Here is a 20,018-nt window from a genome sequence, read left to right on the forward strand (position 1 = left end):
GCGAATATTAATTGACCAAAGCTAAGCTCATCACTGTTTAAACAAAATGCTGCCGGTCAGTTAAGGGCATGATCGCCGTCACATTTGTGTCAGTATCCCTCGAGCTGTTGATGTTGTGATACATGCTATGCATCCCGATCTGCCGGCTGTTGTACATCATCGCAATCACAGGTAAATATCCCTGTGATTGTTTTTTATGTTGCTTTATTAATCAATTGAACCGGTTTCGGGTGTACAATCAATTGTATAAGTGACGGCCGTCACTATTTTAACCTGCCGAACATCGCAACTTTACCTCATAAAAATAATGTTATGAAAGTAGTTGAGGTAAGCTATGCCCCCAGTAAACGAACGGTCATTTCCCTGTTATACAATTTAAAGTTTTAAAAGCGTGAATAATAAGAGCAGCATAACTGGGATCGAAAATTTTTACGCGGTCGGAATTAATTATAAAAAATCGGACGCCCGGCTTAGAGGCCGTTTTGCAATTTCAAACGAGCAATATGAAGCCATATTGAAAGAGGCCGGTAATTATGGCGTTAGCTCATTATTTATCTTGTCGACATGTAACCGTACCGAAATCTACGGAGTAACCAATACGCCAAATGAACTGGTTAACCTGTTATGCAGTGTTACCAATGGCGAAATAAAAGAATTTAAGGGTCACTGCTATAAAAAGGAAGGCCTTGGCGCGGTTGAACATATGTTTAACGTTGCAGCTGGTTTAGATTCGCAGATACTTGGAGACTATGAAATTATCGGGCAGTTTAAACAGGCTGTAAGGTTTGCGAAGGACCGTGGTTTTATCAATACCTTTTTGGAAAAGCTATATAACACTGTTTTGCAAGCTTCAAAGCAGATCAAAAATCAAACGGGCCTCAGCAAAGGAACTACTTCCGTATCATTTGCAGCTCTGCAATCCATTAAGCAATATCATGCTGATGCCACAAATATTTTGATTGTAGGGGCAGGTAAAATGGGGCAGCGTGCATGTAAAAACATTAAAGATTACCTGGGACAAAAGGTTCGTATTACTTTGGTTAACAGGACTGTTGATAAGGCAGAGCGGCTTGCCGAAGAAATGGATATTAGTTATGGCCATATAGCAGATTTGCCAATACTCATTTCCCATGCAGATGTTATCATCGTTGCCACCGCTTCCGCTACACCTGTAATTCTTAAATCCGATCTTGAACATTGCAGTGAAAAACTGATTATAGATTTGGCAATACCCAACAATGTTGAACCCGCAGCATCAGAATTACCGCACATTAAACTGGTTAATATTGACGAACTCTCGCTTGTTAACAGTGAAACTATTCAGAAAAGGCAAAGTCAGGTTATTGCCGCGCGAGAGATCAACAACCATTTCATCAACAGGTTTGTTGAATGGTGCGAACTGCGAAAAAGCTGCATAGTGGTGAATGCCATTAAAAAACAGTTAACCTCCATTTGTTTAAGCCAATCCAAATCCGCCGGCTGTGTTGCGGGCTTTGTGTCTTCTACGGATGAGCAAAGAATACAGCAAATATTAAACGGAACAGCAGGAAAAATGAAAGGCGTTAACAAAGCCGGCTGCCATTACCTGGAGGCTTTAAATGAATTTATGTCGCCCCCAGGTTTACCAACCAACATATTAAATCCTGAGCGAACGTTAATATAAATAACAATAGACAGCCAAGGCAGATGTTTGAGGTATCGGATAAACAGAAGTAATATCAATTTTGCCTGAATATAACCGGGGCATGAAAGGGATTATTAAATAGCGAATAAGAAAAAGAGGATTTCCAGCGTTCAAAATATCATAGTACCTTTATTACTAAACATATTTTGCAGTATTGCCTGATACAGTACGATTTTTGTTAGTCATTGATCATCATCTTATCTGACTTCGCTATGGAAACCGCAAATCAACACCGCAGGGATTTTATTAAGACAGCCGCCATTGGGTCACTAACCGGGCTGACATTGTTATCAGCTTGTAATGACAACGATGATGAGGAGGATCAAAAAGTATCGCCACCCGAGGATCTTATGCAGGAGCACGGTTTACTGAACCGGGTGCTGCTCATTTATGACCATTGCAAAGGCCTCCTAATAGATAAGCAGGGTTTCCCGATGGAAGCATTGTTAAACTCAGCTGGCATTATTCGCACCTTTGTTGAGGATTACCATGAAAAGCAGGAAGAAAACTACCTGTTCCCACGTTTTCAAAAGGCCAACCAGTTAACTGATCTTGTACAAACGTTGCTGGCGCAGCATAAGGCTGGGCGTACTATCACGGATGAGCTCATGCAATTAACTAAGTCTCAAAACCTGACCGATACGGAAAAACAGCAGCTTATTACCTTGTTGAATAATTTCAACAGGATGTACCGCCCGCATGAAGCGCGCGAGGATACCATTTTATTCCCCGCCTTCCGCAAGATCGTATCCCATCATGAATATGACGCGCTGGGTGAGGAATTTGAAAATAACGAACATAAACTGTTTGGCAAAAACGGGTTTGAAGGGATGGTTGAGAAAGTGGCCGGTATTGAAAAGTCTTTAGGCATTTATGAGCTGGCCCGGTTCACGCCAGGCACCTAACTGCAAATTGCCAACTATTTTTTGTTACCTATCGATAACAGGCTGGCATTAATGGCCACCACTACCGTGCTCACTGTCATGAGTACCGCGCCAATTGCCGGGCTTACCATAATACCCTGGTTGTACAGAACGCCTGCTGCCAGTGGCAGGGTTATCACATTGTAACCAGTTGCCCAGGCCAGGTTCTGTGTCATTTTACGGTAGGTGGCTTTACCAAACAGGATCAGGTTAACGATGTCTTTAGGATTGCTGTTTACCAGCACAATGCCGGCGGTTTCGGCAGCAACGTCGCTGCCCGAGCCAACAGCAATGCCAACGTCGGCCTGGGCAAGTGCGGGGGCGTCGTTTACACCATCACCTGTCATTGCTACAAACTCGCCCTGTTGCTGTAATTCTTTGATCTTTTCCAGTTTTTCATGCGGCAGTACTTCGGCAAAAAAGCCATCCATTTTCAGCTGTGTGCTAACACTTTCGGCAACCTGCTTATTATCGCCCGTCAGGAGTATCGACTTAATGCCGTTTTCGTGGAGGGTTGCTATCGCTCCCTTTGATTCCTCTCTGATGGCATCGGCAAGGGCAACAAACCCGGCAAGTTTTTCACCGATCAATACAAATACCACAGTTTCGTTACTGGCCACCTTGAAATTTACCGGAAGGCTGATGCTATTTTCTTTCAGATAACCGGGACTGACCACTTTGATGTGCTTTTGCTCTGCAACCGCTTCAACGCCTTTACCTGTGATGGCTTTAAATTGTGCGGCTTCTGGAAGGGTTAGTTTTCTTTTTTTAACTTCACTTAAAATGCCTGTGGCTATCGGATGTTCTGAATTGCTTTCCAATGCCCCCGCCAGCTTAAGTAATTCATTTTCGCTTTTCAGCACTCCTTCGGTAAACACCATCCTGGATACCTCAAATTTTCCTTTAGTTAAGGTGCCGGTTTTATCAAAAACTATAGACGTGATCTTTCGTGCATTTTCAAAAGCAGTCCTGTTTTTGATCAGCAGGCCATGTTGCGCCGATAAGGATGTTGATTTAGCTACCACGAGGGGAACAGCCAGGCCAAGCGCATGCGGGCAACAGATCACAATAACGGTCACCATCCGCTCCATGGCAAAGGCCAGGTCGTGCCCCAGGCTAATCCATACCACGAACGTAGTTATACCGGCTAAGAGCGCAATGATAGTTAGCCAACGGGCCGCTTTATCTGCTAACAACTGCGTGTTTGATTTAGCGTTTTGCGCATCGCGGACAAGATCGATGACTTTGAACAAATAGGAATCTTTACCGCTATGTGTAACACGAACTTTTAATGAACCGTTACCGTTCACCGATCCGGCAATCACTTGCTGGCCTTTTGTTTTTTGCACCGGGGCAGATTCCCCTGTCAGCATGGACTCATTCAGGTAACTCTCGCCATCTTCCACCATACCGTCGGCGGGTACCTTTTCGCCTGGTTTAATTAAGATCAGGTCATTTTCTTTCAGGCTTTCCGTTTTTACGTCCTCTGTAACGTCTCCTTTAAGCACGTGCGCGGCTGAAGGCATGAGCTGGACCAGCAATTCGAGCTCGCGCGAGGCACCTGCTATCGATTTCATTTCGATCCAGTGTCCCAACAGCATAATGAGAATAAGCGTGTCCAGTTCCCAGAAGAAATCCATGCCCTTAAGCCCGAATACGGTAGCCGCACTGTACAGGTAAGCAACGGATATGGCAAAACCAATCAGGGTCATCATACCAGGGTTTTTCGCCTTTAGTTCCGAAAGCCACCCGGTCAGAAACGGCCGGCCGCCATAAAGAAAAACTGCCGTCGACAGCGCAAAAAGTATATACCGGTCGCCCGGGAAACCAATTTGCAGGTGCAGCCAGTGCTGGATCATTGGCGACAGGGCCAATATGGGTAGGGTGAATGCCAGCACCACGTAAAAACGCTTACGGAAATCAGCGATCATGGCTCCGTGATCATACCCGGCGTGGCCCATGTCTCCATGCCCCATACCATTCCTTTCCTGATGTTGTGGATGATCGTGACCTTTCATTTCAGGCATTTCGTGCTGGTGTTCATGATGCTGATGTTCCATAGTCGTTTGTATTAATTAGCTTTACTTACTGATAACTACTAATAGGTTAATGTTAATCCGGCGCCTAAGCCCATATCGCTGTCATAGTGGCTGGAGAAAGAAAAATTCTTATTAACGATATAGCGCAATCCGGTACTATATTCTTTATCGGTATTGCCTGTAATAGAAAACCGGAGCCTGCTGGTCAATGCAATATCCTCCCGGCCAAGTTGAAACCTGAGTTTGCCATTGCCATCAATACGGGCATCGGCCACAAACAGTAATGGCAAAGTGTAGGCCAAACCTGCAACTACCGTATGCCGGTTGTTTTTATTGCTGAGCTGACCGAACAGGTTTTTTTCCTGTTCGTTTGTTTTTTTATAATGATAATCAAATCCTGCATAAGCATACAGCCATTGCATACGGCCAAAGTACCTTCCAAACATGGTTTCACTCTCATATCCCTTGGTATTGTTTATTCCAAGGTGCCACATGGTAGAAAATTTCCAGCGGGTATTTGCTAAAGCCGCGTTGCCATCGCTGCCGTTTGTTTCCAGCCCCAGTTTGGCCGATGCATAATATTTACGATCGTCGGCAGCTACTTTCTTAAAGCCAGCTGCGGGGTCGGGCACTTCGGGGTTAGGCGGCGAGTTTTCGTAACTGAAGATCCGCCCCATACCGCTCATCATATGGTATAGGATATGACAATGGAAAAACCAGTCGCCACTTTCGCTGGCACGGAATTCGATGGTGTCCCTTTCCATCGGCATAATATCCAGGGTGTTCTTCAGCGGCGAGTATTCTCCCTGTCCGTTTAATACCCTGAAATAATGCCCGTGAAGGTGCATAGGATGACGCATCATGGTATTGTTATAGAGAATGATACGAACATTTTCTCCCCGCTTAATCAGGATCTTGTCAGATTCCGAAACGGTTTTGTTGTTGATCGTCCAGATATAGCGGTTCATGTTACCGGTTAATTCAAAATTGAACACTTTGGTAGGGCCGGTTGGAAGCGTTGTCGGTTGAAGGGCTTTCAGCATACCATAGTTCAGGGTAACCGGCGGCTTGCCTTTGTCAAGTTCGGGATACATCACGGTGTTCATGTCCATTACCTGGGTAGTCATCTTCATTCCTTCCATTTCCTTCATGTTACCGTGCATATCCATCATATCATTCATCATTTTCATGCCGTCAAAATATTTCAGCTTAGGCAGCTTTTTAGCGGCGTGTTTAGCACCGCTGCCCAGCCAAAGCGACGTATATTTGGTACGATCTTCGGGTGTCGCCAGGAACTCATAACTGCCATCAGCGGGAATAGTAACCATCAGGTCATAAGTCTCGGCAACGCCTACGATCATCCGGTCCACCTCAACCGGCTGAACATCTTCGCCGTCATTGGCAAAAACTTTCAGTTTGCCGCCCGCCCAGCCAAGCCAGAAATAGGTAGAAGAACTTCCGTTAATTACCCGCAGTTTCACCTTGTCGCCGGCTTTAAATTCGGGAGCTTGGTTTTCGGCCTTGCCATTGCTGAAAAAACGGTCGTAGTAAACATCGCTTACATCCATGGCAGTCATGCGTTTCCATTCATTGGCCAGCTTTGTTTTGAAATGTCCGGTTTGTATCGCCTGCAAATAATTCTGGGTACTGCCTTTACGGATGGCGTACCAGTCTGTGGCATTATGGAGGCGGCGCTGTACCTGTTCCGGGTTTTCATCGGTCCAGTCGCTTAGCAGCAGGGTATATTCCTTTAAAGGGGATGCCTGTTTTTTATGAATGATAAATGCCCCGTACAGCCCGCTTTGTTCCTGCGTCATCGTATGGGAGTGGTACCAGTAGGTTCCGTGCTGCACCAGCGGAAATTTGAACAGGTGCGTTTCACCAGCCTTGATGGGCGTGGTAGTTAGATAGGAAACACCATCATACCGGTTGGGCAGGATCAGCCCGTGCCAGTGGATAGAGGTTTCCATCATCATTTCATTGTGCACATAGATCTCGGCAGTATCGCCTTCGATAAATTCCAGTTCGGGTGCAGGGATACTGCCATTTATAGCCATAGCCGGCCGCTGTTTGCCGGTATAGTTAACGGTGGTATCATTGATATATAAGTGGTAAATCTCCCGGTTACCTGTTTTGGTGAAAAACGGAAGATGCTTGCTCTGACCGGCAGACTCCATTTTCATCCCCGAATGTTGGGCAATGGAACTGACAACAGGCAGCAAAAAAAGGAACAATAAAATAAACTTCTTCATAGTATTAAAATATAAGGCCGGAGTATATACCCCGGCCCTTTAATTACTTAGCTGCAGGTAAAGTTTCTTTTACAGCGCCACAGGTTAACATTTGATTGCCGTAGTAGGGATTTTGAATAGCGGCAGTTTCACTTAACCAATATGATTTTTTCATCGGACAATAGTCGCGGTAAACAGGGGCATTGTTCAGTTTGATTGCCTGTACGGTGGCGAACATGTTTTCTGAAAGGCTGGCAAAATGTTCACGCTGATGCGTGATATCATCGCTTTCCGAAATATGGCGGGCATCGAACTGCAACTTATCCGCATATTTTGTCCAGGTAGTTTTATCGGCTGCTGAAAGCTTGTCGACCGGAAATGAACTGATTGCAGCCAGCAACATTTTGGCTTTGGCATTGGTTGCAGACGCGTCGCCGCTGATCAGGGCGTTTTTTACGCCATAATAGGCCGAAAGTACATCCGCTTTGGATGAAGTGTTTTGTGCTTTAACCTGGTTAAAAGCAAATAGCATGATGATGGCGAAAACGAAAATTTGAATCTTTTTCATGATATAGAAATGATTAAGTAATGAATATCATTTCCCGCCGTAGCAGGAAACTATGAATTAAAGAAGTTTTAGGGTTGCAGGATAGCCATAAGAAAGCTACCAGGCTTCGGATTGAAGCAAAAGGAAAATCAAATGCGGAAGGTGCAGTTGCGTAAAAAAACAGGTAGGGTAGTGACAAGCGGCGGTGACTGGCCAACCGGATGACTAATTTTCAGCGGCAGGTAATTGTAAGGCACTAACCCGAAAAGCGGTATAACCAACAATGCGGGGCTTGTGCCCAGGCCAATCTGGCTGTACGTAAGTGAGCTGCTCTTTTCCGATTTCAGTTGCTGGTGTTTATCTGTACAGCATTTTTTTGCAGCCTTGCCATGGTAGTTCATACCGCAAGTATTGCATTTTTTGCCCTGCTCATCATGCCACAACGCAACCTTGACCAGTCTGCCCATGCAGTACTGATAATGCAATGTTGCACCCGAAGAAACCCCGAGGTACAGCACAGCTAAAAAAGTTACGAACATTTTCTTGATCACGGTACAAATATCAGCAAATTAGTAAAGTGTTGTTTATAGAATTTCCTTTTCTTTTTATGTTTTTTTTGGATAGATTATCTTTCAAACATAGGATAATTCATCCTTGCAATAAATGACTATTGTTGTTTTTTTTGTGCTGATTGTCAGTTGTTTGCTATTTAAAATGCCGTTGCTTTGGCTAACAAACAACCGTGAAAAAACTAATCACTGCTATTTTGTCTATTAAAGCTACATTATTTGGAATAGTGCACCTGCATTTGCGCAAACAAAAGCGTGCATCGCGGGGGTAAATCTCATCACGCGAAAGACAATTAAGCATCTGCCCGATGCAGTTTTTCTGATGCAGGGTGTTTGCTGGTGTGGTAAGGTCTGTTTATCCATATAGTTGTTGTTTTTAGCCAGGGATGTATCCCCACTATCCTGCTCAGGCCGTAGTTAAATATGACGGAGATCATTTTTGTTTTTGATCGTTTACCGTTATAAGATTTTATCCGGCAACGATATTTGTACTATAAAATATTCAAACGATGGAAGCACTTATTGAAGACACCGAACTGGAATTTGAACTTCAGGAAATTTACCTCACCGGTAAACAATGGCTGGCAGACCTTGCCTTCCTGGATAATGAGCACGCCTTTTTAACAAAACTGCTGGCTGGCGAAAAAAACGCGGCCAGGCATATTGAAGAAGGGCTGCACTCGGCTATGCTTGAGCAACATGACCTGCATAAAGATATTCTTCATTTTATAAACAAAATAGAACAGTTGATCGTTGTTCCGGGAGCTGTGATCGGGTTATCGCTGATAGATGACTTTATCAGTTTACAGATCAGGGTAGGGGGTGCTTTATTGACAATGAAGGACCTTAAATTAGCATTGACGGGCATAAGGCGGGCTGCTTAGTTCCACAAGAAAAATTAATTTATAAAGGTTTTGACAAAAAGTATTTATATCACTTCGGCCGAACCCTATAGCGGCAAATCAGTTATTGTATTGGGTTTGGTGGCTATGCTGCTTGGCCGGGCACAAAAGATAGGTTATTTGAAACCCATTATACCTTTCGGCCCGGAAGAGCAGCCAGATACCCATATTGAAACGGTTTTGGCACATTTTCAACTACCGCAAACTTATCGGGATACCTATGTATTTACCCGGCAGGGGGCTATGCAGCAGATCAAAGATCAGCACCAGGGCGACATGATCGACGCGATTATCGCACGGTTTAAGGCCTTAGAAGCGACGTGTGATTTTACTGTAGTTGAAGGGAGTGATTTTGAAGGGCAGGGAACGGCATTTGAGTTTGAAACTAACCGGCTCATCGCCAAAAATCTGAACTCCCCCGTCTTACTCCTTGTATCGGGCGTGGGGAAAACCACTGCCGAAATCGTTCAGGATGCGCTGAATTTCAGGCAGGCTTACCAGGTGCAGGATATTCAGGTATTAGCGGTTGTTGTCAACAGGGTACAGGCCGATCAGGCTGCAGATGTACAACAATTGCTGCGTGCGCAATTGTCCGAAAATATACTTATCGCCGTTGTACCCGCTGATCCGGGCCTGGAAAACCCAACTGTTCGCGATATTTTTGAAAAGTTGGACGGCAGGTTGCTGTTTGGTAGTGAACACCTCGGAAACCAGGTTGATAACTTTGTGACCGGCGCCATGCAGGTGCCCAATTTTTTGAATTATCTGAAGGAGAATGTTTTGATCGTTACACCTGGCGACAGGGGGGATATTGTCATCAGCTCGTTGCAAGCCAATCAATCTGCCAGTTATCCCCGCGTGGCCGGCATTATACTTACGGCAGGTGCAATTCCGGAAGAACCGGTGATGAGGTTGATTGAAGGATTGCAGAACGTTGTCCCTATCCTCGCTGTCGGCTCAGGCACTTTTGAAACAACCAATCAGGTGGCAGCTGTTAAAGCCCGTATTACAGCGGATAATACTAAAAAAATACGGCTTGCTATAGAAACATTTAACCGTTATATAGATATCGCCGCCCTTGATAAAATGCTGGTAACATATCATTCCAATGTGATGACGCCGCACATGTTTCAATACCAGCTCACTCAATGGGCTAAGCGGGAACGCAAAACAATTGTACTGCCCGAAGGGAATGACGACCGCATCCTGCAGGCGAGCGCAAGGCTGATTGCCCAGCAGTTGGTTAACATTATCCTGCTTGGCGATCCTGCAGAAATAGCCGCTTCGGTGAAACGGTTGGGCATTGACCTTGATCTCAATAAGGTAACCGTTATACCCCCGGCCAGTTCGCCTCATTACGAAGATTATGTTCAAACACTGTATGAGCTGCGTAAAAGTAAAAACGTAACCCTCGAAATGGCGAGGGACCTCATGACGGATGTATCTTATTTTGGAACGATGATGGTTTATAAAGGGCACGCCGACGGAATGGTTTCCGGGGCTGTTCATACTACTCAGCATACTATACGCCCAGCCCTGCAGTTTATTAAAACAAAGCCCGGCATCTCTACGGTGTCATCTGTTTTTTTTATGTGCCTGGCCGACCGTGTTTCTGTATTTGGCGATTGTGCGGTAAATCCCGACCCTACTGCCGAAGAACTGGCCGAGATAGCTATCTCGTCGGCAGATAACAGCCTGCGTTTTGGCATTGAACCGCGTGTTGCAATGCTTTCATATTCATCGGGCACATCAGGTTCAGGGGCCGATGTGGAAAAGGTTAGGCGAGCTACCCAATTGGTGCGTGACAGACGGCCCGATATTAAAGTAGAAGGTCCTATACAATATGATGCCGCTGTAGATCCGGTAGTTGGCAGCCAGAAAATGCCCGGTTCAGAAGTTGCCGGCAAAGCAAGCGTATTGATCTTCCCTGATCTGAATACCGGGAATAACACTTATAAAGCGGTACAGCGGGAAACGGGAGCACTGGCCATTGGGCCGATGCTGCAGGGGTTGAATAAACCGGTTAATGACCTTAGCCGCGGTTGCACTGTTGATGATGTTTTTAATACCGTTATTATCACTGCTATACAAAGTCAGGATAGCCCGGCCTCATTATAATTTTACATATGGAAATATTTGTTATCAATTCGGGCAGCAGCTCTATCAAATACCAGTTATTTTCTCAGGATTCAAGCAGCCCGCTTTGCAGTGGCCTGGTTGAACGCATCGGTCAGCCAGATGCGCTGATCACTCATAAATACAGGCAGCATGACGAGGAAAAAGTGTTGTACATTCAACAACAGGTACCCGATCACGAAGCCGGCATGCAGGCTGTGGGCGAACTGCTCACCAGGGATGGTATCGCGGTGATCCGCGATTCGGGACAAGTGGGCGCGGTTGGTCATCGTGTAGTTCATGGCGGCGAAAAACTTACCGGTACCACAGTCATTACGCCCGGGGTAAAAGACAAGATCAAAGCACTGTACCCACTGGCGCCTTTGCATAATCCGGGGCATATAAAGGGTATCGAAGTGTCAGAAAAGATTTTCCCCCAGGCTGTACAGATTGCGGTATTTGATACCGCGTTTCATACATCGCTACCCGAAAAAGCTTTTAGGTATGCTATACCCGACTCTTTTTATAAAAACCACGGCATTCGTGTTTATGGCTTTCATGGCATAAGTCATCAGTACGTTAGTGGTGAAGCAATGAAATATCTTAATCATACAGATGCAAAACTCATTACCATTCACCTTGGTAATGGCTGCAGCATGGCCGCTGTTAACGGCGGAAAGAGCGTGGATACAAGTATGGGGCTTACCCCGCTTGATGGGTTGATCATGGGAACAAGAAGCGGAAGCATTGATGCCTCGGTATTATTATACCTTTCAGAACAAGAAAATTACAGTACAGAACAACTTACTACGTTGTTAAACAAACAAAGCGGCATGCAAGGGCTTACCGGTCATAACGATATGCGGGATATCAGCGCGCTTTATAATAATGGGAATGACCGGGCGGAGCTTGCTTATGAGATGTATGCCTACCGGATTAAAAAATTTATTGGCGCTTATGCCGCTGCAATGAACGGGCTTGATGCAATTGTGTTTACGGCTGGGGTTGGTGAAAATGATGCCCTGGCCCGCGACCTCGTTTGCCGAAATATGGATTTTTTAGGCATTAAGCTGGATAACGCAAAAAATTCAGAAAAAGGCAATGGGATTCGTGATCTTAGTTCACCGGCTTCCCGTGCCAGAATATTGGTGGTGCCCACCAACGAAGAATTGGAAATTGCCCGGCAGTGCAGGCAATTGCTCGGTGAAACCACCGGGCGGTAAACTGATCCCCAGGCAAATATTTTATAATTCTGGGGATCATTACTTAATTTCATGAACTCATAGGAACAGCAAGTAACGGTATGTTCAGCCCGGTAGCCATTTGGCGGGTTTTACTTCGGTGAAGGAGTGAAGACCAGAAGCCGTGCTTTTTGGGGATCATGATCAACAACTCGGCGCCACAAGTAATAAGCTCTTTTTTTAATTCGGCAACGATTTTATTTGAATTAGTTTCTCTATAAACACAATCAATACCAGCTGCCTGGAAATTATGCGGTACTGTGCCCTGAACAGGTTTTATTTCAGCTGCTTCTTTATTAACATAAAAAATCTCCACCGGCGATTCGAAAGCAATAACTTCATTCCGAATCATGGAAAGTAACTGTACGGGCTGGTCATTAGCCACATCACATGCCAGCATGATTTTCCTTAGCCCTTTGAACCGGGCGCCAATGGGGACGACCAGCACAGGGAAAGCCAAATTTTTGATGGCAGTTGTAGTTGTATTGCCTAAAACCCATTGATCCTGACTTTCCGGGGCCATGCCAAGCACTACCAGCGAAGCATTGTGCTTTTTTACCAGGTTTTGTAATTCATCTGTAACCGGCGTATAACTGGTTTCATAACTGACAGTGATGTCGTGAATCAGTGCAGTTATTGCTGCTTGTTGTGCAAGCCGGTCTTGATTTTTTGCCTCCAGGTCGCTTACAATTGAAGCTGGCAGGAGCGTATTCGATTCGTGCAGGGACAAGCTGAAGGCATTAAAAAGCAGGAGCCTGTAGTTGAAATGTTTGGCCAAAGCGGCGGCATAGGTTACCGCGTTTTCAGCAGCCGGCGAATAGTCTGTTGCAGCAATTATAGTTTTCATATGGGTGACTGGTTGTTTTGTTAATATTCATAAAACCATTAAATACGGGCTCGTAAAAGTAGAAGACCCTTTGTACCATAAATAGCTCAGTTAAACAGCGCGACCTGTTCTGCTTTTTTATCGGTGGTTTCTTAAAAAACAAAGATCAAGAATGGCTTTAAACTTCAACATGACGTTGATCAGCTTAAAAAATGATCACAATTACTAACAAGTGCAGGGAAACCAGAAGGAAATCAGGGAGAAGATCAACTGCCATAGCATCGGACCATTTTGAAAAGTTTATTTTAGGAGATAGGGGCTTTTTAAAAATAGCGTAGGTAATGTGGGCAGAGAGAGAACAGGAAACCAATTGTTGGCAGCCATTTGATCGATGGGTGAACGACGTAAAAAAATATCGTAGCCGGGTAAACGTAATCTTTGCGTCACCTTTCTGAATAATAAAAGATAATTTTATCTTTTATTATTTACATTTGTCCATCAACTCATAAAAAAATGGAACCGTCAGAAATACACATTGTATTGAATGCTAATAGCCTAATCAGTGATCTGCTGAAGTATAACGAAGAGCTGATAATCCAAAAACTTACCGAACTCAATAAAAATTTTAACCGGCTGAAAAATCCTGTGCTCAGAAAGGTTTTAGCCAAACGGGTATCCGTTGCTCAGGCTTGCAGGATAGCTGGCTGCTCGTTGAATGAATTTTTTGACGTCCTTAGACCGCTTGGATTTAAAGCGGCGCACGAAGCTGTTGAAGTTGACAGGTTACCGCTTCCCCTTGCCGCTTCTTTTACTAAAATTATTGATCTTGATGTCAGACCGATTTTGGCGGCAGGAAATGACCCTTTAAAAATCATCCTTACAGCGGCGGCCGGGCTTAAAAATGGCGAGGTGCTTAAAGTGATCAATACTTTTGAACCTGTGCCGTTAATCAGTCTTCTGGAAAATAAGGGATACCGTTCGTTTATGGACATCGCGGGACCGGAACTTGTGAATACTTATTTCCTAAAGAATGAGGCCGAACCTGATGAGCTTATAATGAATATATCGGAATTATCGGTTGAAGCAGATGGGCTCACGGAACTTATGAAAGCCTACCAATTGCACATTATGGACGTCAGGCCTTTCCAAATGCCCAAGCCTATGACTATGATCCTGGACAAGCTGGAAACGCTGAAAACCACTGAAGCCTTGTATGTCTGGCATCGAAAAGTCCCCGTTCATCTGCTCCCGGTATTAAAAGAAAGAGGTTTTGACTTTCGCATCATGGAAACAGCGGAAGCAGTTATCCTGTTTATCTATAGGCCATGAATATGATCACTAAACAGCATCCCGAATTATACCCTATTGTAAGGGCTCACTACCTGGCTTCAGCGGTTTGTTTTGTGCTTATCGGTGTCTTGTTTTTCTTTGCGTCGGCAGATTTTGCCGGGCACTATTTTCAGCCGAAATTATTAGCCATTACCCATCTTGCCGCGTTGGGCTGGGTTACTATGGTTATTTTCGGTGCAGCGTATCAACTTGTACCGGTCATACTTGAAACAGGGTTGTCAGGCTATCGTTTGCCCTGGCTATCATTCGTCGCTTTTTTGAGCGGGCTTGTCCTGTTGGTTTGTTCTTTCTGGCGTTTTGAACCAGGTTTATGTATGCAGGGAGGGGCACTGCTGCTGCTAACCGGCATGCTTGGCTTTACCATTGTCATTTTTCTAACAGGAAAAAGATTAAAGAACAAAAAGGAGAACATTCATCAGGAAATGATCAATACTTCCTGTATCTGGTTGCTGGCCACCGGTATTCTTGGGGTTCTGCTGGTATTCAACCTCCGTTACGCCTTTCTGCCGCAGGATCACCTTCAGTTTTTAAGGCTCCATGCGCATATGGGAATGGGAGGCTGGTTTTTATTGTTAGTGATAGGGGTAAGCAGTAAATTGGTGCCGATGTTCCTGGTGTCCCGCAAACAGAATTTGCAGCTGCTTGATTGGGTTTATTATCTGCTGAATGGCGGCCTGCTTGCATTTGTGATTGATACATACCTGGAAGGTATCAATAACCGGACCTATCTCATCGCACTGCTTCCAGCTGCAGCGTTTATCATATATTTCATTTATTTAATCCAATGTTACCGGTCACGAATGAAAAGAAAGTTGGATTTGCCTATGATGTACACCGTGTTGTCTTTTATATTGCTGCTGGCTGCATTGCTGATACAGCCGCTTATTATTAACGCGCATGTTCAAAATACCACACAAGGCATTGCACTTACTAAACTATACGGATTATTGGTGCTAATGGGCTGGCTTTCTTTACTGATCCTGGGGCAGGCGTTTAAAACTTTGCCTTTTCTGGTTTGGCTAAAAATTTATGGACCAGGCACTGGCAAAGAACCTACACCTTTACCTTCGGATCTATACAGTCAAAAATTACTGATCATCCAGGGTATTGCCTTTACCGGTTTTATATTATCCATGATTACTATGGCGTTATCCGGCCTGGCTACGCCTGCGCGTATTGCCTCAGGTTGCCTGCTGTTAACGGCGCTTTGCTATCTTTTAAATTTAACCAGGGTCCTTACCCACAAAAAAACAACCGGCCATGCATAGCTTTGACATTACCGATCCTGATACTTACATAGAAATGGAAGCATGGGAGCGCTTACGATCCATTATTGACCCTGAACTTCATGTCAATATCATTGATTTGGGACTTGTTTATACTATCAGGGCAAATAGCGCATTGAGGATGCTGGTGGTGGTAATGACCTTATCGTCACCCAGTTGCCCGGTGGGTGAAGCCATTTTGCAGGGGGTGGCCAATTGCCTCGAAGCCAGATTTGCGGACTACAAGACAGATGTGCAACTCACCTGGGAGCCAGTATGGGGTTTTGATAATATTACCGAAGAAGGCAAAAAACAATTGTGGGGATAATGGACTGGATAAGTAAAGGCAGGTATCATTATTGGGCAGGAGGCAGCTTTGTGGTGCTTGCTGTTTTTGGCGTGTTGCTCAGGCTGATGCATGTTACCTTTGTGCCTCATTTAAACTATATTTTTTTACTGCATGCTCACTCGCATTTCGCTTTTGCCGGGTGGGCTTTTCTTGGATTGGCCATGCTATTGGCCGGACGGGTTTCGCCTGTTCAAAGACGCCGGAAGTTCCTGTATGCCCTTAATGCAACACTAGTAAGTGCATATGGCATGCTGGTTAGTTTCTCCTTTCAGGGCTACAAAACAGTCTCTATTATTTTTTCGACGTTTTTTATTTTAAGTACTTATTATTTTACCCTGCAGTTCCTGAAAAGTTTAAAGGAAACCCGGCAACTTTCAAAGGGCGCGCGCCAATTGGCCCTTGGCGCTTTGTTTTTTCTCTGCTTTTCCTCACTTGGCCCCTTAGCCCTGGGGCCGCTTATGGTTATGGGATTAAAAGGCACGGCAGTGTACCAGGATGCAATTTATGTTTACCTGCATTTTCAGTTGAATGGCTGGATGCAGTTGGCGGCCATTGCGTTGGTTGAAATCACCTATTTTAATATGTGCCCAACCAATCCGCAGCGTTGGGTATATCAACTATTAATTTGGTCGAACCTGCCGCTGTATTTAATTTTTACCTTGTGGAGCAACCCTGCCGGTTGGGTTTTTCTGATAGCCGGAATTGCGGCTGCGGGTAATCTTACTGCGTGGTTTATGATATGCCGGGGTCGGAAAACGAGGCTGCTGAAACTGCCTTTGCTGTTAAAAGTTGCATTTTTGGCCATCACCTTAAAAACCGTTTTTCAAACCCTGGTATGTATTCCCGTCATTGGCAGATGGGCTTTCAGTGACCGTAATATCATCATTGGCTATATTCATTTGCTAACATTGGGCATCGTGACACCAATCATACTCGATCAGTTTAAGCAAGCCGGCTTTTTCGGCGCCGGAAAAAAATTGCAGATCATAAACGGAAGTTATATAGTGTTGACTTTCGCATATCTCGTGATATTATTTGTTGAACCCGCCTTAAAACTTGTCGGAATAATAGTTCAGGATGTTGAGCCCCAATTATTGTTGCTATCCATACTGTTGCTGCTATGCGGGGTCGGCTATTTTGGGCTGCTAATTTTAGGTAGTTCAAAAAAAAGCGAGGCAGGTAGCGTGTAAAATCAGATTCAAATATTTATTTTTGGATTAACACGCCGGATATGAAAAACAAAGTTCTCCTAATCGAAGACAACCAGGACATTCGGGAAAACGCAGCAGAGCTGCTGGAGCTTTACGGTTTCGAAGTGCTGGTTGCCGACTGCGGCGAGGCAGGATTGTACCTGACTGATTTACACCCGGACTTGATTATTTCGGATGTAGTTATGCCGGGTATTAGCGGATACGATGTGTTCAATCAGCTTCAAGAGGATTCCCTTAAAAAAACATCCCCTTTATCTTTACTACCGCACTTTCCGAAAAGAGGGACCAGGACATAGCAAAAGTGATGGGAATACAAAACTATCTCATTAAACCATATGACGAAGCTGAGCTTATCAACTGTATCCGGAAGTGCCTGGACATAATCTGATTTCCCTTCGGTTGAACGCCCGGTAATTTGCCTCAAATATCGGGTTAACGTGCCATGACTATTTTTTACTGAAATTACGGCAATGCTTTTCAAAGTTTCAGCCGGAGCTAATGAGCGCGGTCACTTTTACGCTTTAAAAATTGATTGTTATCACATTTACAAAAAAAGAACAGCCTAAAATATACAAGAACAATAATAAAGGATAAATTTGTCTTCTATTAAATTAATAACAAATGGAAACACAAATTTTGGATGTAACGGTCATTGAACCAAAACTAAAACATCCCACTATTTTTAAGAGATTCGATGAGCTGACCGGCGGTGAGGAATTGATCATTCACAATGATCATGACCCCAAACCGCTTTATTATCAGTTGCTGGCAGAGCGCGGACAGATCTTTAACTGGGAATATCTGACGAGCGGCCCGGAGGTTTGGAGGGTTCTGATTGGTAAAAAGAACCCGCATAACCAGGAAGAGACAATTGGTGAGATTGTTGCTAAAGACTATAGGAAGGCGATGGTTTTCAAAAAACTCGGCATTGATTTCTGCTGCGGCGGCAAAAAAACATTAACAGAAGCCTGCGTGAAAAAAGGGCTTGCCGTTGAAGAAGTGAAGCTCGCACTGCAGTCGGCGGATAGCGGAGAATATGTAAATGCTCATAATTTTCAGGACTGGGCTCTTGATTTTTTAAGTGACTACGTAGTAAATGTCCATCATAAATATGTGCGTGACGATATCCCCTTTATTGGTGAACTTGCAACAAAAGTGGCGCGTGTACACGGGGACAAACACCCCGAATTGATTGGGGTGGCTAACGTATTCGCTACGGTGGCACAGGAACTGAGCATGCACATGATTAAAGAGGAGCGCATCCTTTTTCCTTATATCAGGGATATGGTGACAGCCCGGGAATTAGGTACCGCTGTGTTGCCGGCACCGTTTGGCGGGGTTATGAATCCCATTCAAATGATGGAGATGGAGCATGAAGGAGCGGGAGAAGAACTCGAAGAGATCAGGCAAATGACAAATAACTATGCGCTTCCAGAAGATGCCTGTACCTCGTATCGCATCCTTTTCCAAAAGTTGCAGGAGTTTGAAAATGACCTGCACACACATATACACCTCGAGAACAATATTTTGTTTCCAAAGTCGGTTCAACTCGAACAGCAGTTAAAAGATAATTCTCAATTATAAGTTTTAAGTTGAAAGGATAGTAGTGTTATTATCTAAATCATGTGAATATGCCATCAGGGCGGCAGTATATGTTGGTTATAAGACCTTGAACAAAGAAAAGACCGGCATCTCAGAGGTCGCTGAAGCGATAGGTGCACCTGTACATTTCACTGCCAGGATCCTGCAGGGGTTATCCCGAAAGCGCGTCATTTCCTCCAGCAAAGGTCCGCACGGAGGTTTTTATATTGAAAACTCCGCCAAGGTTTACCTGATTGATATTATCCGGGCTATTGAAGGGGACGGGCTATTCAATGCCTGCATACTTGGACTTAAAAACTGTTCCGACACGAAGCCTTGTTCGGTGCACGACGAAATTAAGACGGTACGGACACAACTGCTCCTCGAATTTAACAAAAAATCCCTTCGAGACCTGGTAAGCGATTACCAGCAAAATAAGTACGTTTTAAAATAAGCAAATTTTTATTCAACAAACAGGAGGGGACAAGTTTAAAACAATAAAAGATAAAAATATCTTTATTTATAAAGAGTGGCTTTGAGGCGGAATCTATAAGTATATTATATATCATATAAAATGCTATTTAAATGAGATATATCACTAAAAAAACATGATTTAAATCATGAAATAGTCAAAATTAATAAAGCAATTTCGAAGTATTATAAATATGAAAATAATGAAAATTTCAACCAGCTTTATCCGGGCCGCCTTTATAGGAGGTATGGCTCTTTTGGCCGCTTGCGGCCCTTCCAATGGGGGTGATAAACAGGCGACGGAATCTGCTCCGGCTGCCAATGCCGAAAATAGTTCGGCCGCATCTTCAGCAGACGTTGACCCAGCCGCCAAAAGTGAAAGCAAGGGCGTAGGTAAATTCACAAGCGTGGAGATCGGCGCAATCGACAATGCAATGGCCGACAAAGGCAAAGGAGTTTTTACTGCCAAGTGCTCCGCCTGTCACCAGATCACAGATCAGAAGGTAGTTGGGCCCGGCCTGAAAGGGGTAACCAAACGCCGTACGCCGGAATGGATCATGAACCAAATCACCAATCCGGTAGAAATGGAACAAAAAGACCCCGTGGGTAAAGCGCTTTTAGCAAAATATCTGACTCAGATGAGTTTTCAGAATGTAAGTGACGATGAAACCCGACAGATACTTGAGTATTTGAGAAAAAACGATCAATAACCTC

Annotated in this window: 18 protein-coding genes; 13 read left to right on the forward strand and 5 right to left on the reverse strand. The window is 44.5% G+C overall.

The features are described 5' to 3' along the window. Positions 1–391 precede the first annotated feature (391 nt). Both hemA and BLS28_RS06345 read left to right on the forward strand, forming a co-directional pair. Positions 392–1,663: a glutamyl-tRNA reductase gene (hemA, locus tag BLS28_RS06340; protein ID WP_218134367.1), complete on the forward strand. Its 1,272-nt coding sequence runs from the start codon at positions 392–394 to the stop codon at positions 1,661–1,663. Between the two features lie 233 nt (positions 1,664–1,896). Next, entirely contained in the window at positions 1,897–2,589 is a 693-nt protein-coding gene (locus BLS28_RS06345; protein WP_091163614.1) for a hemerythrin domain-containing protein, read from the forward strand. 14 nt (positions 2,590–2,603) lie between these two features. On the opposite strand, the gene BLS28_RS06350 is transcribed toward BLS28_RS06345, so the two are convergent. From BLS28_RS06350 to BLS28_RS06365, 4 genes are all read right to left on the reverse strand, one after another. Beyond that, on the reverse strand, positions 2,604–4,667 hold the full coding sequence (locus BLS28_RS06350; protein ID WP_091163617.1) for a copper-translocating P-type ATPase: 2,064 nt from the start codon (positions 4,665–4,667) through the stop codon (positions 2,604–2,606). Positions 4,668–4,705: 38 nt separating this feature from the next. Next, positions 4,706–6,898, reverse strand: coding sequence for a multicopper oxidase domain-containing protein (locus tag BLS28_RS06355; RefSeq protein ID WP_091163620.1), 2,193 nt, complete (start codon positions 6,896–6,898; stop codon positions 4,706–4,708). 43 nt (positions 6,899–6,941) lie between these two features. After that, positions 6,942–7,445, reverse strand: coding sequence for a DUF3347 domain-containing protein (locus tag BLS28_RS06360; RefSeq protein WP_091163622.1), 504 nt, complete (start codon positions 7,443–7,445; stop codon positions 6,942–6,944). Positions 7,446–7,573: 128 nt separating this feature from the next. Next, entirely contained in the window at positions 7,574–7,963 is a 390-nt protein-coding gene (locus BLS28_RS06365; RefSeq protein WP_091163624.1) for an HYC_CC_PP family protein, read from the reverse strand. 539 nt (positions 7,964–8,502) lie between these two features. Between BLS28_RS06365 and BLS28_RS06370 the strand changes: the two genes are divergently transcribed. The 3 genes from BLS28_RS06370 to BLS28_RS06380 are packed head-to-tail and all read left to right on the forward strand — an operon-like array spanning position 8,503 to position 12,233. Next, on the forward strand, positions 8,503–8,877 hold the full coding sequence (locus BLS28_RS06370; protein WP_091163628.1) for a hypothetical protein: 375 nt from the start codon (positions 8,503–8,505) through the stop codon (positions 8,875–8,877). Positions 8,878–8,907: 30 nt separating this feature from the next. After that, a complete protein-coding gene (gene pta, locus BLS28_RS06375; RefSeq protein WP_091163631.1) occupies positions 8,908–11,013 on the forward strand; it encodes a phosphate acetyltransferase in 2,106 nt (701 codons plus the stop codon). An 8-nt stretch (positions 11,014–11,021) separates the two neighbouring features. Continuing rightward, positions 11,022–12,233 (forward strand): acetate/propionate family kinase, encoded by a 1,212-nt coding sequence (locus tag BLS28_RS06380; protein ID WP_091163634.1) that lies wholly within the window; start codon positions 11,022–11,024, stop codon positions 12,231–12,233. Between the two features lie 49 nt (positions 12,234–12,282). Here BLS28_RS06380 and BLS28_RS06385 read toward each other — a convergent pair whose 3' ends face one another. Further along, on the reverse strand, positions 12,283–13,098 hold the full coding sequence (locus BLS28_RS06385) for a universal stress protein (RefSeq protein WP_091163636.1): 816 nt from the start codon (positions 13,096–13,098) through the stop codon (positions 12,283–12,285). 492 nt (positions 13,099–13,590) lie between these two features. Between BLS28_RS06385 and BLS28_RS06390 the strand changes: the two genes are divergently transcribed. The 8 genes from BLS28_RS06390 (at position 13,591) to BLS28_RS06425 (ending at position 20,014) form a co-directional block, all read left to right on the forward strand. Beyond that, positions 13,591–14,406 (forward strand): DUF2249 domain-containing protein, encoded by an 816-nt coding sequence (locus tag BLS28_RS06390; protein WP_091163638.1) that lies wholly within the window; start codon positions 13,591–13,593, stop codon positions 14,404–14,406. Positions 14,407–14,408: 2 nt separating this feature from the next. Then, positions 14,409–15,695, forward strand: a complete 1,287-nt coding sequence (locus tag BLS28_RS06395) for a hypothetical protein (protein ID WP_143020707.1) — start codon at positions 14,409–14,411, stop codon at positions 15,693–15,695. After that, a complete protein-coding gene (locus tag BLS28_RS06400) occupies positions 15,688–16,020 on the forward strand; it encodes a metal-sulfur cluster assembly factor (protein WP_218134368.1) in 333 nt (110 codons plus the stop codon). The genes BLS28_RS06395 and BLS28_RS06400 overlap by 8 nt, the downstream gene beginning before the upstream one ends. Further along, on the forward strand, positions 16,020–17,231 hold the full coding sequence (locus BLS28_RS06405; protein ID WP_091163646.1) for a hypothetical protein: 1,212 nt from the start codon (positions 16,020–16,022) through the stop codon (positions 17,229–17,231). Before BLS28_RS06400 ends, BLS28_RS06405 begins: the two co-directional genes overlap by 1 nt. Positions 17,232–17,272: 41 nt before the next feature. Beyond that, positions 17,273–17,548: a response regulator transcription factor gene (locus BLS28_RS06410; RefSeq protein WP_091163648.1), complete on the forward strand. Its 276-nt coding sequence runs from the start codon at positions 17,273–17,275 to the stop codon at positions 17,546–17,548. Between the two features lie 325 nt (positions 17,549–17,873). After that, positions 17,874–18,836 (forward strand): iron-sulfur cluster repair di-iron protein, encoded by a 963-nt coding sequence (gene ric, locus BLS28_RS06415; RefSeq protein WP_091163653.1) that lies wholly within the window; start codon positions 17,874–17,876, stop codon positions 18,834–18,836. Positions 18,837–18,858: 22 nt separating this feature from the next. Then, positions 18,859–19,287 carry an RrF2 family transcriptional regulator gene (locus BLS28_RS06420; protein ID WP_091163655.1) on the forward strand — a complete coding sequence of 143 codons (429 nt, stop codon included), beginning with the start codon at positions 18,859–18,861 and terminating at the stop codon, positions 19,285–19,287. A 211-nt stretch (positions 19,288–19,498) separates the two neighbouring features. Beyond that, a complete protein-coding gene (locus tag BLS28_RS06425; RefSeq protein WP_218134369.1) occupies positions 19,499–20,014 on the forward strand; it encodes a c-type cytochrome in 516 nt (171 codons plus the stop codon). Positions 20,015–20,018: the final 4 nt, after the last annotated feature.

Source organism: Mucilaginibacter gossypii, assembly GCF_900100945.1.
GTDB lineage: Bacteria > Bacteroidota > Bacteroidia > Sphingobacteriales > Sphingobacteriaceae > Mucilaginibacter > Mucilaginibacter gossypii.